The 14,177-nt window shown below is 59.1% G+C and carries 13 protein-coding genes; 6 read left to right on the top strand and 7 right to left on the bottom strand.

Annotated elements, in window-relative coordinates; genetic code table 11:
• Window positions 1-116 precede the first annotated feature (116 nt).
• Together ACWKWM_RS01310 and ACWKWM_RS01305 are read left to right on the top strand one after the other, a co-directional pair.
• Window positions 117-743 carry a glutathione S-transferase family protein gene (locus ACWKWM_RS01310; RefSeq protein ID WP_483844381.1) on the top strand — a complete coding sequence of 209 codons (627 nt, stop codon included), beginning with the start codon at window positions 117-119 and terminating at the stop codon, window positions 741-743.
• 167 nt (window positions 744-910) lie between these two features.
• On the top strand, window positions 911-1,693 hold the full coding sequence (locus ACWKWM_RS01305; RefSeq protein WP_483844380.1) for a substrate-binding periplasmic protein: 783 nt from the start codon (window positions 911-913) through the stop codon (window positions 1,691-1,693).
• A 40-nt stretch (window positions 1,694-1,733) separates the two neighbouring features.
• On the opposite strand, the gene ACWKWM_RS01300 is transcribed toward ACWKWM_RS01305, so the two are convergent.
• The 7 genes from ACWKWM_RS01300 to ACWKWM_RS01270 all read right to left on the bottom strand — a co-directional run bounded on the left by ACWKWM_RS01300 (window position 1,734) and on the right by ACWKWM_RS01270 (window position 10,519).
• The gene (locus ACWKWM_RS01300; protein ID WP_483844379.1) at window positions 1,734-2,693 is read right to left on the bottom strand and encodes a quinone oxidoreductase family protein; all 960 of its coding nucleotides are present in this window, start codon (window positions 2,691-2,693) and stop codon (window positions 1,734-1,736) included.
• Between the two features lie 41 nt (window positions 2,694-2,734).
• The gene (locus ACWKWM_RS01295; protein ID WP_483835010.1) at window positions 2,735-2,908 is read right to left on the bottom strand and encodes a DUF1427 family protein; all 174 of its coding nucleotides are present in this window, start codon (window positions 2,906-2,908) and stop codon (window positions 2,735-2,737) included.
• 139 nt (window positions 2,909-3,047) lie between these two features.
• Window positions 3,048-3,821, bottom strand: coding sequence for an AraC family transcriptional regulator (locus ACWKWM_RS01290; RefSeq protein ID WP_483844378.1), 774 nt, complete (start codon window positions 3,819-3,821; stop codon window positions 3,048-3,050).
• A 460-nt stretch (window positions 3,822-4,281) separates the two neighbouring features.
• Complete coding sequence (locus ACWKWM_RS01285; RefSeq protein WP_483844377.1) at window positions 4,282-5,565, bottom strand: OprD family porin; 1,284 nt, start codon at window positions 5,563-5,565, stop codon at window positions 4,282-4,284.
• Between the two features lie 249 nt (window positions 5,566-5,814).
• Window positions 5,815-6,018 carry a hypothetical protein gene (locus tag ACWKWM_RS01280; protein WP_483844376.1) on the bottom strand — a complete coding sequence of 68 codons (204 nt, stop codon included), beginning with the start codon at window positions 6,016-6,018 and terminating at the stop codon, window positions 5,815-5,817.
• A gap of 178 nt (window positions 6,019-6,196) precedes the next feature.
• Window positions 6,197-7,303: an agmatine deiminase gene (gene aguA / locus ACWKWM_RS01275; RefSeq protein WP_483835016.1), complete on the bottom strand. Its 1,107-nt coding sequence runs from the start codon at window positions 7,301-7,303 to the stop codon at window positions 6,197-6,199.
• A 288-nt stretch (window positions 7,304-7,591) separates the two neighbouring features.
• The gene (locus tag ACWKWM_RS01270; protein ID WP_483844375.1) at window positions 7,592-10,519 is read right to left on the bottom strand and encodes an aminotransferase; all 2,928 of its coding nucleotides are present in this window, start codon (window positions 10,517-10,519) and stop codon (window positions 7,592-7,594) included.
• 277 nt (window positions 10,520-10,796) lie between these two features.
• On the opposite strand from ACWKWM_RS01270, the gene rfbB reads away from it, so the two are divergent.
• The 4 genes from rfbB to rfbD are packed head-to-tail and all read left to right on the top strand — an operon-like array spanning window position 10,797 to window position 14,177.
• The gene (gene rfbB, locus ACWKWM_RS01265) at window positions 10,797-11,876 is read left to right on the top strand and encodes a dTDP-glucose 4,6-dehydratase (protein WP_483844374.1); all 1,080 of its coding nucleotides are present in this window, start codon (window positions 10,797-10,799) and stop codon (window positions 11,874-11,876) included.
• Window positions 11,873-12,748, top strand: coding sequence for a glucose-1-phosphate thymidylyltransferase RfbA (gene rfbA / locus ACWKWM_RS01260; protein ID WP_483844373.1), 876 nt, complete (start codon window positions 11,873-11,875; stop codon window positions 12,746-12,748). The genes rfbB and rfbA overlap by 4 nt, the downstream gene beginning before the upstream one ends.
• Window positions 12,745-13,290 carry a dTDP-4-dehydrorhamnose 3,5-epimerase gene (rfbC, locus tag ACWKWM_RS01255; protein ID WP_483844372.1) on the top strand — a complete coding sequence of 182 codons (546 nt, stop codon included), beginning with the start codon at window positions 12,745-12,747 and terminating at the stop codon, window positions 13,288-13,290. The genes rfbA and rfbC overlap by 4 nt, the downstream gene beginning before the upstream one ends.
• Window positions 13,287-14,177, top strand: a complete 891-nt coding sequence (gene rfbD / locus ACWKWM_RS01250) for a dTDP-4-dehydrorhamnose reductase (RefSeq protein ID WP_483844371.1) — start codon at window positions 13,287-13,289, stop codon at window positions 14,175-14,177. The genes rfbC and rfbD overlap by 4 nt, the downstream gene beginning before the upstream one ends.

Genomic DNA, 14,177 nt, shown 5'->3' with positions numbered 1-14,177 from the left:
AACGGTGCGCGTAGAAATCAGGCACTCCGCCCATTCAGCGAGGTCTGCTTTTAAGACCCTGCACGGCAATGCGATCGGTGCAGCAGGTCTTCCCTCCTCCACCAACGGACCTGCCCATGATTACCGTTCACCACCTCAACAACTCGCGCTCGCAACGTATTCTCTGGCTGCTTGAAGAGCTGGGCGTGCCGTACGAAGTGAAGCGTTATTCGCGCGACCCAAAGACCAATCTGGCGCCGCCGGAATTGAAAGCGATCAACCCGCTGGGCAAGTCGCCTGTCATTCAGGACGGACCGCACACGCTGATTGAATCCGGAGCCATCGTCGATTATCTGATTCGACGTCATGGCAACGGCGCCTTGCAGCCGGACCCGTCTACAGCGACTTATGACGAGTACGTGCAGTGGCTGCATTTCGCTGAAGGCTCGGCCATGTTGCCGCTGATGCTTAATCTGTACGTTGGCCGCTTGGGCGATGCAGGTGCGCCGCTGCGTCCGCGCATCGACAGCGAGCTGAAGAATTACCTGGGTTATCTGGACAAGGCGCTGAGCCAGTTCGATTACCTGATGGGTGATGAACTGAGCGGTGCGGACATTCAGATGAGTTTCATCGGTGAAGTGGCCAATCAGCAGGGCCTGCTCGCTGACTACCCGCACCTGAAGGCCTGGACACAGCGTTTTCAGCAGCGTCCTGCGTATCAGGCGGCGATGAAACAGGGTGGCGAATACAACCTGGCTGGGTGATAAATCAGTACTGTAGGAGCGAACTTGTTCGCGAAGCGTTATCCCAGACACACCCGGTAAAACGCCTCGCGAACAAGTTGGTTCCTACAGAAAGTGGCCCCACAGAAAATCCCTTCCCTCTGATCCCCAGCTAAACTGCTCACAGCATCCTTTTGAGTCTCACTGCCATGAGTCGCATAACCGGGGTTTATCGTCGTACCGGACCGCTGTCAGCTTCTATTTTCACAAGCGTTATTTTGCTGCTGTACGCCTTGGGTTCGCTCGCCGCCCCGACACGTACGGTCGACCTGTACGTGGGCGAAGCGCCGCCGCTGAGCATGCTGAGTCAAGGTGACAGTCACGGCATCCTGGGCGAGGTGGCGTTTAAAGCGGCTGCCATTGCAGGGTATGAGCTGCGGCTGGTCTCTCTGCCGTGGGCGCGCGCTCAAAAAGACGTGCAGACCGGCTCGGACCGGCTGATCGTGCCGCTGTCTCGCACGCCTGAGCGGGAAGATAACTACACGTGGATTGCGCCGATCATGACGATGGACCGTGCCTTCTTCACGTTGAACAAACGGGTGGAGTCTTTCGCCGAGGCCAAGAAGACTTACGGCCTGATCGCCGTGGGAATGGGTAGCGCGCAGGAGCAGAAACTGCGGGACGAAGGCTTTCGCGACGACCAGATCTATCCGCTGAAAATCGGCGAGAACCCTGCGCAGATGCTGCTGCGCGGACGGGTCGACGCCTGGTTCAACGGCGTGCCGGAAAGCCAGTACATCTGGCGCCAGCTGTCGGGGCGCCCGCTGAAAATGAGTCCGCCGGTGATGACGGCGGACCTGTATCTGGCTTGCTCGAAGTCGTGCAATCCGGCGCTGGTTGATTCGCTCAGCCAAGCCGTTGAGGGGCTAAGGCGCGATGGCACGATCAACCAACTGATCGACGACTATCTAAACGGCCTGCCCACGCGCTGAGCCGATGCCTTGGATCAGAAAGGAGCCGGACGTACTCTCTTCAGGGAATCAAAATCACTTTATCGGCCCCGCCCGCATTCACTTGCGCATACCGCTGCAGTCCTTCAATCAGTGGGGATTCCAGTAATCCGGTCGGCAGGGGCAACGCTGCATCATCGAACCACTTTCCAAAATGCTCCAGCATCCGGGCGCAGGCCTCGACGCCACACAACAGCGAGTTGATGCCGACCACCGAGCCACCTTTGCGGTACAGCGCCAACGCCGGGAGCTGCACGTGGCCGTCCACCGGGGCGGCGATGATGGCGATGCGGCCGAAGGGGGCCAAGGCGGTAACGGACGCCGGCAACCAAAAGCCAGTGGTGTCGAAAATCACGTCGGCGCCTTCGGGGAAGAACGCTTTGACCTGTGCGGCCAAATCCTCGCCTTTATCCAGCAGGATCGCGTCATAACCTTCGGCGGCCAAGCCCTTGAGTTGTTCCGGGCGACGCACCGCTGCGAGGACCTTCGCCCCCAGCACCTTGGCCAGTGCCAACGCCGCGCTGCCGACTGCGCCGTTGGCGCCGATCACCAGCAATCGAGTATTGCCATCGACCAGACTGCGCTGCAACGCGTCCCACGCTGTGGTGTACGGAACGCCCAGGCTGGCAGCTTGAGCGAAGCTCAGGCATTTGGGTTTGAGCGCGATGCCGTTCACGGGCAGCGTGAGGTAAGCGGCGTGTGATCCGTCGCTTACAAAACCCAGCTCTTTACCGGTGCCCCAGACCTCTTGGCCTATCAACTCCTGCGGGCCATCAACGACGACGCCGGCAAAGTCCCGGCCGGGAATACGGGGCATCGTGGTGTAGGGAAAGCGGCCGAGGACGTTTTTCACGTCGCTGGGGTTCAACCCAGCCGCCTTAATTTGCACCAAGACCTCTCCAGGCGCGGGGGTCGGGGTCGGCAGCTCGACGTATTCCAGCGCAGCCAAGTCGCCGGTTCGTGAAAATTGCAGTGCGTGCATGGGTGTGGTTTCCAGAAGAGGTCAGGGATCGGCATCGTTATTCAGGCTATCCAGTTCGCCAAAAGCTGACGGCCCATTGGCCATAGCTGTTCACCAGCCTGCATGCCCAGCAAACCCACCAGCGCGATCAACGGCGGCGCGGGTGAACGGAAATCCAGCGCGCCGTAGAGCAGGCCGACGGCGATGCCGATTGCGAGTGAAATAACGTAGCTCATGGTCAACTCCGGGGCTGTGCATCGGGCTGCGCGACGGCGGCTCGTTTGCGTTTAGCGATGACCAGAGTTTAGGGACGCACTGGCGTGGCTATCGGCCAAGTGCTTCTGAATTTCGGACAGGCTGGGCTGCAAGGGTCAGCTATGCCTGCGCGCCTAGGGGGTATTGCGAAGGCGGCATGCCCAGTTCGCGGCGGAACATGTCGCTGAAGCTGCTCGGTGAATAGCCCATTGATCGGGCGATTCTGCTGACCGGCACCCCTTGAATGATTTCCGCCACAGCCGTTGCCAACTGCACCTGCCTGCGCCACTCAGCGAAGCCCATGCCAAGCACCGACTGAAACAGCCGAGCGAGGGTGCGGACACTGGCCCCAGCGTTTTCGGCGTGCTGCTCGAACGACATATCCAGGGACGGCTCGATCATCACGGCTTGGCAGAGGTTCATCAGGCGCCGGTCGGAACTGTCCGGCATCGGCACTTTCAACAGCGAACGTTTGGCGCGCTGAAGCTCCAGCAAAGAAAGCGCGACCAAAGCGTTGTAATACGCAGAGTTCTTGTCGGCTTCGGCCACCAGATTGAGGATCAGCTCGCGCAGCAGGCCGCCGACCTCAAACACCTGCACGGTGGTTTCCAGGGTTTGAGCGATCTCGGGGCGCAGGTAGATGTTGCGCATCTGCAGATCCGACACCACCCGAATCCCGTGCGGCACGCCCGGTGGCAACCACACCGCCCGCTGCGGCGGGACAACCAGCGCCTCATGGGGCGTCTCGACCCACATCACTCCCGACATCGCGTACAGCACCTGCCCCCAATCATGCTCATGCGGCTCGATGTACTGCCCACGCGGATACGTGCGCGACAGCGGCTGCACGGCGACGGCGGTGTTGGTGAGATCGGGTGGGGCGGCGAGGGCCATGGGATGGACTTTCCGGAGTCGAAATGGGGCGATGGTAGCAAACCGTCCCGTGGGAGCGGACCCGTCCGCGAAGAGGTCAGTACAACCGGCACCTTGTCGTGTCTGAAATACCGTATTCGCGGACAGGTCCGCTCCCACATTGGATTTGAGCCGCTACCGTTATCAGGGGCTGACGCCAAACCCGTGGGAGCTGACGAGCAGCGCGAGGCTGCGATGCAATTTGCCTGACACACCGCATCGCGGCCTCGCACGGGCTCGTTGGCTCCTACAGGGAATTTGTGGTGTTTGCAGAATACCGGTCGATCACAAAACCCTTGAGAGCGGACTTGTCCGCGAAGACTTAATGTCAGGCGACAGTAATCAGAGGGAAGACAGTTGCTCCCATATTGCTATGGGACAGGTTACGAAAGCAAAAACGCCCCGATCCATAGACCGGGGCGTTTTTTATTGGCCGCTCAACTCAGAAGACGTTGATCGGGTAATCGACGAAGATGCGGGTTTCGTTGCCTTCGGCGTTGTAGTTGCTGGCGTTGTTCGACACTTTCAGGATCGAGTTACGCAGGCGGACGGACAGGTCTTTCGCCGGGCCGCTTTGGACGACATAGGTCAATTGGCTGAACAGTTCGTGCTCGTCGCCATTGCCACGGTTGCTGCCGTCGTCAATGTTGTCACCGCGCACGTAGGCGATGCGATAGCTCAGGCCGGGAGTGACGACGGTCGACAGGTTCACGCCGTAGCCCAACTGCCAGGAGCGCTCGTCCTTGCCGTTGAAGTCGGACCAGTACGAGTTGGCCAGGTAGATGCTGTTGCCGCCATCGCCCACGCCGCCGTCGTTGCGGTAGCCGCCATAGTTGTAGCCGGTTTCGCCAGTGCTGCGCTGATGCGCGATGGTGAAGGAGTGGATGCCCACGGCCCAGGTTGCGGCCAGGCTCCAGATCTTGTTGTCACGGGCGTCGTCGACCGCGAAGTCCTTGTCGAGCTTGGTCTTGTAGCCGTTGAAGTCGAAAGTCAGCGACTGGTCTTTCGGCATCGCGAACACGTAGTTCAGATTCAGGTACTGTTTTTTCAGCACGTCTTCAACGTCGGAGCCGTAGAACGCTGCGCTGAAGGCTTCGTTGAATTTGTAGCTGCCGCCGTAGACGTTGATGCTTTTGACATCACCGCTGTCTCGGCCTTGGGCGCTCTTGCGGGTTTGAGCGGTGAAGCGGCCAGCGACCAGTTCCAGGCCCTTGATCTCTTTGGAAGTGATCATGGTGCCGGTGTATGACTCAGGCAGCAGACGCGAGTTGTCGTAACTGAGGACTGGCAGCTCCGGCATCATGTCGCCGTATTTGAGCTCGGTGTTGGAAAAACGCGCTTTGACCGCGCCACCAAAACGCGACAAGTCATCAGCTGCGTCGCCAGTGCCGTTGTCGCCTTTGCGGAAGAAGTCGATGCCGCCCGCCCCACTTTTGCCCTTGCCGCCGTCCAGACGCTTGGCGTAAAGGCCGAATGCGTCAACGCCGAAACCCACGGTGCCCTGGGTGAAGCCCGACGCGTAATTGGCCATGAAAGCCTGGCCCCACTCGGCCTTGTCGTCGCGACCGTCTTTATAATCGCGACTAATGTAGGCGTTACGCAGGCGCAGCTTGAGGCTGCTGTCTTCCACGAAGCCTTTTGCATCCGCCTGGCCGTCGGCGAACGCCTGGGTAGCAGTCGTCACAGTCATGATGCTCAGCGCGAGCATGCCAATACGTGTGTTCATCTTGTTGTCCTTGTCAGCGGATTGATCATGCGCCGTGGCAAATACCCAGACAGGTAATTGCGTCTCTCGAGCATAGACAGCCTCGAAAGCCCGCACGAAATCATCGCAGTGGACTACTGATGCACGTATATGGCGTTTAGCCACGGGGCAGTGAAGGCGCGAATCCTATCCGCGACTGCCGATGAGTGTCAATTCGATGAATGACGAAATGAATTGCCGCGCTCACGACTCATGCGGTCGCGACGCAAATCAGTTGTAAAGAATGCCCAGTAACGCTTCGAGTTCGGCGTCGTTAATCAATCCTTTGGGGTAACGCTGCAGCAGCATCGTGCGGTAGTCGGGCGCTTCTATTTTGGGTGCTCGGGTTATCCGTAACCAGTCCGCCATCATCTGCCGTGCTTCATTGCTCGCAGACAAACCTTGAGCCATGCGCGGCTCATAACCTGCGTTCATAGGTGACAACCTCTATACGTCTTTGGACTGCGAAATCTACGGAGCTTTTGTGACAGACGAACGGAACGGGCGGACATTAAGTCACCGGCGATAGAATTTCTCGCAGATCCGCATGAATAGTCAGGCAAAAAAAAGCCCATCGTCTGATGGGCTTGATGACAGCAAGAAGCGAACCAACTCAGCCGCGATGAGGCGCCGGCTGTTGCTGCGTCAGGCAGTGAATATTGCCGCCGCCGAGTAGCAACTCGCGGCCTGGAACCATCACTACTTCGTGCTCCGGGAACAACTGCTGGAGAAGGTCGTGAGCGACCTGGTCCAGCGGATCGTCAAAACTGGGGGCGATGATGCCGCCGTTGACGATCAGAAAATTCACATAAGAACCCGCCAGACGCACCGATGGGTTGCGTTCCTGGCTGCCGTGCACTTGATCGACGCCTGCGCATTCTTCCTCGGTCGCGAACAATGGTCCCGGAATCGGCATCTTGTGCACGATGATCGGCCGCCCTTTGGCGTCGCGGGTATTTTCCAGAACAGCCATCGCTGCCTGGCAACGGGGGAAGTTTGGGTCTTGCGGATCATCCGTCCAGGCCAACAGCACTTCGCCGGGGCGCACGTAGCAACAGAAGTTATCCACATGGCCGTCGGTTTCGTCATTGAACAGGCCATCCGGCAGCCAGATGATCTTTTCCACCGACAGGTGATCGCGCAACACCGCTTCGATCTCTTCGCGGGACAGATGCGGGTTGCGATTGCGGTTGAGCAGGCATTCTTCGGTGGTAATCAAAGTGCCTTCGCCGTCGACGTGAATCGAGCCGCCTTCGAGCACGAAGCCTTCGGTGACGTAGCGCGGGCAACGCTCGATTTCCAGGACCTTGCCGCCGAGCTGTTCATCAAGGTTCCAAGGCGCATACAGGCCGCCGTCGAAACCACCCCAGGCGTTGAAACCCCAGTTCACGCCGCGCACTTCGCCGCTGTCATTGATGACGAAGGTCGGGCCGGTGTCGCGCACCCAGGCGTCGTTGTTGCTGATTTCGACAACGCGGATATTCGGCACATCGAGACGAGCACGGGCGTTGTCGTATTGCCCGGCAGACACTGCAACCGTCACCGGCTCGAAACGCGCGATGGCCTTGGCCACGGCAACGTGCGCGGTCTGCACCGGCTTGCCGCCCAGACGCCAGTTGTCCGGACGCTCAGGCCAGACCATCCAGGTTTGAGTCTGTGGCGCCCACTCGGCAGGCATGTAGAAGCCATCGGCGCGTGGGGTGCTGTTGAGTGTCGTCATGGGTTTCAGGACTCCGGTGGACGGTCTTGGCAGAGTTGTGCCGTGAAATCAGGACGCTTTATAGCCGATAAAAATCGGTAATAAAACAATAAAGATCACTATGAGCAGAGCCAAATAGCTCTATAGCCGATATTAATCTGAAATACCGCTACCACAGTGGGAGCGGACCTGTCCGCGAATACGGATTCTCAGCCCATAAAGATAGACCGGATGTACCATCCTCTTCGCGGACAGGTCCGCTCCCACAAGAAGATACTTGCAGGCCAACAGCCCTCATCAGCCGCCAAGTCATTCCAACTCGCCCAACACCTTCGACACATGATCGACAAAGAAATCCACACTCCGCCGCGTCGTCACCATCGGCGGTTTGATCTTGAGGATGTTCAAATAATCACCCGTGGGCTGCATGAAAATGCCCAGCTCCCGCAGTCGATCACACAAATAAGTCGTCTCTTCGGTGGCCGGTTGCAGCGTCTCGCGATCCCGGACCAATTCGACGCCCAGGTAGAATCCGCTGCCATGCACCGCGCCCACCAGCGGATGTTTATCGATCAGCGCCAGCAGTCGCGCTTTGAAATAACCGCCCACGACTTTGGCGTTTTCCCACAGCTGTTCTTCCTCCATGACATCGAGCACCGCCATGCCGATCCGGCAACTGACCGGACTGCCTCCCGACGATGAGAAAAAATAACCCTCGGCTTCCAGTGCCTCGGCAATTTCCCGCCGAGTGATCACAGCGCCCAGTGGATGGCCATTGCCCATACTTTTAGCCATGGTGATGATGTCCGGCACCACGCCCTGCTCCTCGAAGCCCCAGAAATACTCGCCCAAACGGCCGTAACCCACCTGCACTTCGTCGGCGATGCACACGCCACCGTGCGCGCGAACCTGCTCATAGACCTCTTTCAAATAGCCCAGCGGCAACGAAATCCCGCCAGCATTGCCGTACACGGGCTCGCAAATATACCCAGCCACCTGACGCTGCTGTTCAGCCAGCGTTGCCAGATGCGCTTCGACACTGCGCACATAGGCCGGCGCACTGTCAGGGCCTCGAAACTCGCCGCGATAAGTATTCGGCGCCGTCACCGGATGCACCCAATCAGGCCGCGTACTCAGCGCTTGCGGGTTGTCGGCAATCGAAGTCGAAATGGCATCGGTCGCCACCGACCAGCCGTGATACGCCTCCAGCACGCTCAATACATCCCGCCCGCCGCTGTAGGCCCACGCCAGCCGGATCGCCAGATCATTGGCTTCGGTGCCGCTATTGACCAGAAACACCCGATCCATACCTTCCGGCGCCAGCTGCAACAGACGCTCGGAAAATTCGGCAATCGCCGCGTAATGAAAGCGCGAGTTGGTATTGAGCAACGACCATTGCCGACTGGCGACGTCAGCCATGCGCGGGTGCCCATGGCCCAGCACCGCCACGTTGTTGAGCATGTCGAGATAGGAGCGGCCCTGCATGTCGATCAGGTGATTGCGCCAGCCACGTTCGATATGCGGCGGAGCGGCGTAATAGTGCTTTTGCGAGCGCGCAAAACTGGCATCGCGACGGGCCAGCAACCGGGCAGAATCATCCAGCGCCGGCGCGTCGCAATCGAACCCCAGCATGGCTTTGGGCGAAGGGCATAGCGCTTGCCAGGCCGGCGCCCACGACGGCGTGACAAATAATGGGGGACTCAGCTCAGGGTCTCGGCAAACCTGAACGATCACCGAACCCGCGACCTGCCCGATGACGTCGCCAGCACTCAGGCTCGTGCCCGAATCAAAGTCCGATTTCACACCCCAAAGCCGCAGAACCCCGCAATCGCCGACCAGTACTAACGCTGCGTCCGCCGTGTGGCCCAGCACACCGTCAAACGGCGCATGAACCGGGGCCGCGTCAGTGATGTGCAGCTCAACGTGCAGCGCAAAGGTGTCGGGTTCAGTGGCGCAATCGGGCTGAGTGCGCGACAGCCGATACTCCCCGTAGCGACTACCAGCCACGCCCGTTGCGTGCGCTGCGTGCTGGAGCAAACGCTCATCGATGCCGCTCTGCTCCCAGTTCCCGGCCACAAAATGTTCGCTGAGTACGCCGAGATCCACCGCTATAAACGCGTGCTTGCTCAATGTCGGCAGCAAAGGCGATCTGACCGGAAAAGCATCTGACAGCTCAAGCAAGCCCACTGCCTGCAGAATCGCGGCTTCCATCAATGGCATGGACACGGATGTCGCGACGTCGAAAATATTCCACTCGCTGGCCAGATTCGCCTGAATGTACGCGTTGTCCGGTTCGATACTGGCCTGCTGCTCGCTGCTTAACACCAGCACGGCCGAACGGGCCACGATTAACGGCCATAACGCCTGCCACTCTTCGCGTCTCAGCGGGTTGATGGCGTGATAGGCCTTAATTGCTGACAGTAGATAAAGAGGATCGCCATTGGCGTGATGCAGTAAAGCGGCGCAGGTGACGGACAGGTCCGCAATGCGCCAGGTTTTGACCAGATCGCCGAAATCGATCAGCCCCTGAAGCTGCCACTGGCGATGGGCATCTTTGGCCCACACGACGTTGTATTCGGTGATGTCCAGATGAATCGCTTGCAAGGGCAACGCTGCAATCAAGGGCAGCAATCGCGCGTGGGCCTGTTCGGCGGCGTCGCTGATGCACGCGCGTTCGTCTGCATTATCGATGACCGGCGACAGATGTTTGACCAGCGCACTGGCGTGACGCGGGTCCCATTGCAAGATCCGGTCAAGACCTGGGTGTTCAAAACCTGCCAGCGCCACGTCGACCTCGGCACAGAGCTCGGCCAGCGCCACCACCACATCCCGGCCGAGATGGGCGACATGCGCAATGGACTGGCCGTCGATGAACTCCAGCAACCGGACATGCACCAAGCTGCCGTTCACTTCCAGCGTCAGCAAGTCTTCGCCGTTAAGCGCGGCGATAACGGCTGGCACTATGACTTGGGAATTGACGGCCAAATGCCGCAGCGCTGCATGTTGGGCGGCAAGTTCGTCGACCGAATAGGCGCCGTGGCATATTTTCAAAACGTAGCGCCGTTTAGCACCGGAGCCGTCTTCACTCTCCACGCGAAAATTTCGATCCTGATGGCTGCCCAATTCCTTGATTTTTCCAGTCAAGCCATAGTGGATCGCCAGCCACTCGGATGCCTGAGCTGCGCTGACAACGGGGCACGGCAGACTGGATCGGCGAATCAAGGTCTCGAGGGGCATACAATTTTCTCGTTGGCGGCGATGAACGGATCATTTCGCCCGTTGCCAGAGCAGGAAGCAAGTGTGGTGGTGCGGCCTGAGCAAAAAGCCTTAGCGGTCGATATTTAGCGTAGCCGTTAGGCGCGTGAAACACTTGCGGCGGTTTTATGACGCACGTTATGACCCGCAATCAATTAATTTCATGGCCTTAAGGCCAGTTCTGCCTTGCGCGCAGGCGCGTCGCCCCACAAGCTATGGCTCATTATCTTTACGTCTATCCAGGGAAGAAGGTCCACCCATGCGAATACTTGTCACTGGCGGTGCGGGATTTATTGGCTCAGCGCTGATCCGCCATCTCATCAATAACACTGATCACGACGTACTGAACTTCGACAAGTTGACTTACGCGGGCAATCTGGAATCGCTGCAAAGTATCGTAACCAATAGCCGTTACGAGTTTGTGCAGGCGGACATCGTTGATCAAGATGCCGTCAGCAAAGTGCTCGCACGGTTTCAGCCTCAGGCGATCATGCATCTGGCCGCTGAATCCCATGTCGACCGCTCAATCGATGGCCCGTCTGAATTTATTCAGACCAACATCGTCGGCACTTACAGTTTGCTGGAAGCCACCCGCAGCTATTGGTCGAGCCTGACCGAAGCCGAACAGGCCTCGTTCCGCTTCCACCATATCTCCACGGACGAGGTGTACGGCGACCTGCACGGCGTTGACGACCTGTTCACCGAAACCACCCCTTACGCGCCCAGCTCGCCGTACTCTGCGAGCAAGGCTGCGTCCGACCATCTGGTCCGCGCCTGGCATCGCACCTACGGGCTGCCAGTGGTCGTGACCAACTGCTCGAACAACTACGGCCCGTTCCACTTCCCGGAAAAGCTGATCCCGCTGGTCATCCTCAATGCCTTGGCTGGTAAGAAACTGCCGGTCTATGGCAACGGCCTGCAAGTGCGCGACTGGCTGTTCGTTGAAGACCACGCCCGGGCACTGCTCGAAGTCGTCACCAAAGGCGTTGTCGGCGAGACCTACAACATCGGCGGTCACAACGAGCAGAAGAACATCGACGTAGTGAAGGGCATCTGCGCGCTGCTTGAAGAGCTCGCGCCGGAGCAACGCAAAGGCGTCGACAACTACGCCGATCTGATCACCTACGTCACCGATCGCCCCGGCCACGACATGCGCTACGCAATCGACGCCAGCAAGATCGAACACGACCTGGGTTGGACGCCGGAGGAAACCTTCGAATCTGGCCTGCGCAAAACCGTGCAGTGGTACCTCGACAATCTCGAGTGGTGCCGCAACGTGCAAGACGGCAGTTATCAGGGCGAACGCCTGGGCACTTCACTTAAGGACTTGATCGCATGACCAAAGGAATCGTACTGGCAGGCGGCTCAGGCACGCGCCTGCACCCCATTACTCTTGGGGTTTCCAAGCAACTGCTGCCGATTTACGACAAGCCGATGATTTACTACCCGATCTCGGTGCTGATGCTGGCGGGCATCAAAGAAATCCTGGTGATTTCCACCCCGTTGGACCTGCCGCAATACCGCGCCCTGCTGGGCGACGGTAGCCAATTCGGAGTCAACTTTCACTACGCTGAACAGCCAAAGCCCGACGGTCTGGCACAGGCGTTTTTGATTGGCGAAGAATTCATCGGCGATGACTCGGTTTGCCTGATCCTGGGCGACAACATCTTCCACGGCCAGCATTTCAGCGATCAACTCAAGCGCGCCAACGATCAGAAATCCGGCGCTACCGTGTTCGGCTACTGGGTGAAAGACCCGGAACGCTTCGGCGTGGTGGATTTCGACGAAAACGGGCAAGCGCTGTCCATCGAAGAGAAACCCAAGACACCGAAGTCCAGCTACGCCGTAACCGGGCTGTATTTTTACGACAACGAAGTCGTACAGATCGCCAAGGACGTCAAGCCGTCACCACGGGGCGAGCTGGAAATCACCGACGTCAACAATGCTTACCTGCAACGCGGTGATCTGCGCGTCGAGCGCTTCGGTCGTGGCTTTGCCTGGCTTGACACCGGCACCCATGACAGCCTGCTGGAAGCGTCGCAGTACGTGCAGACCATCGAGCATCGCCAAGGCTTGAAAGTGGCGTGTCTGGAAGAGATCGCCTTTCAGAATGGCTGGATCGACAAGGATTATCTGCTCAGCCGCGCCGACTACTTCGGCAAAACCGGTTACGGTCAGTATCTGTTCAAAGTGGCAGGGGAAAGTCAGTGAAAGTCACCGCTTGCGAAGTGCCTGAAGTCCTCATCATCGAGCCAAAAGTGTTCGGTGATGAGCGTGGTTTCTTCTATGAGAGCTTCAACGCCAAAGCCTTCGCTGAGGCGACTGGCGTGACCGCGCAGTTCGTTCAGGACAACCATTCACGCTCGCAACAAGGCGTGCTGCGCGGCCTGCATTATCAGGTCGAGCACGCGCAGGGCAAACTGGTGCGCGTCACCGTGGGTGAGGTGTTTGACGTGGCTGTAGATATTCGTCGCAGCTCGCCAACCTTCGGCCGCTGGGTAGGCGTGCATCTGTCGGCGCAAAACGCTCGTCAGTTGTGGGTGCCGCCTGGCTTCGCCCACGGTTTTGTGGTGCTCAGCGAGCACGCCGAGTTCCTGTACAAGACCACCGATTACTACACGCCGTCTGCTGAGCGCTGCATCCGTTGGGACGACGCGGACCTGGCCATCGATTGGGGTTTAAGTGAAGCGCCAAAGCTGTCCGCCAAGGATCAGGACGGCAAGCGCTTCAAAGACGCGGACCTGTTCCCATGAGTACGCCGTCAAAGCCGCTGCGCATCCTGATCAGCGGTCAGCACGGTCAGGTGTCCCAGGCGTTGCAGCACAGCTTGAAAGGCATGGGCGAGCTGATCGTGCTGGGCCGCGATCAATTTGACCTGAGCCAACCGCAGTCGCTTCGGGCCACAGTGCGCGAGATCAAGCCGGACCTGATCATCAACCCGGCTGCGCACACGGCTGTGGATCAGGCGGAAAGTGAGCCTGAACTGGCGCTGGCCATCAACGGCTTGGCGCCAGGCGTGCTGGCCGAAGAAGCTGCGGCGCTGGGCATCCCGCTGATTCATTACTCCACTGACTACGTGTTCGACGGCAGCAAGAACGGCCCGTGGATCGAGTCGGATGCGACCAACCCCCTCGGTGTTTATGGCAGCAGCAAACTTGCGGGCGAGCAGGCCATTGCAGCGGTCGGCGGGCAGCACCTGATCCTGCGCACCAGTTGGGTGTATTCGCTGGTGGGTCGTAACTTTTTGCTGACCATGCAGCGCTTGCTGCAGGAACGCGAAAAACTGACGATTGTGGCGGATCAGATCGGCGCGCCGACCTGGGCTGGGACCATTGCCCAGAGCACGCAGCAATTGATCGAGCGCTGGCAAACCGGTGACGCTGGCGCTTGGGGTGTTTATCACCTGACCGCCAGCGGTGAGACTTCCTGGTTCGGCTTCGCGCAAGCGATTGGTCAGCAATTGATCGAACAAGGCAAACCCTGCGCAGCGCTTGAGCCAATTCCGTCCAGTGCGTTTCCGACGCCCGCCGCGCGCCCGCTCAACTCGCGCCTGGATTGCAGTCTGCTGCAGCGCGAATGGGGCGTGAGCCAACCGGATTGGCACAACGCATTGCTGGAGTGCTTAGCACAGCAGCGGTAG

It is taken from the genome of Pseudomonas rosaeacicularis, assembly GCF_057128745.1.
Note: the sequence above shows the minus strand (reverse complement) of the source record. Positions and strands in the feature narration are given on the sequence as shown.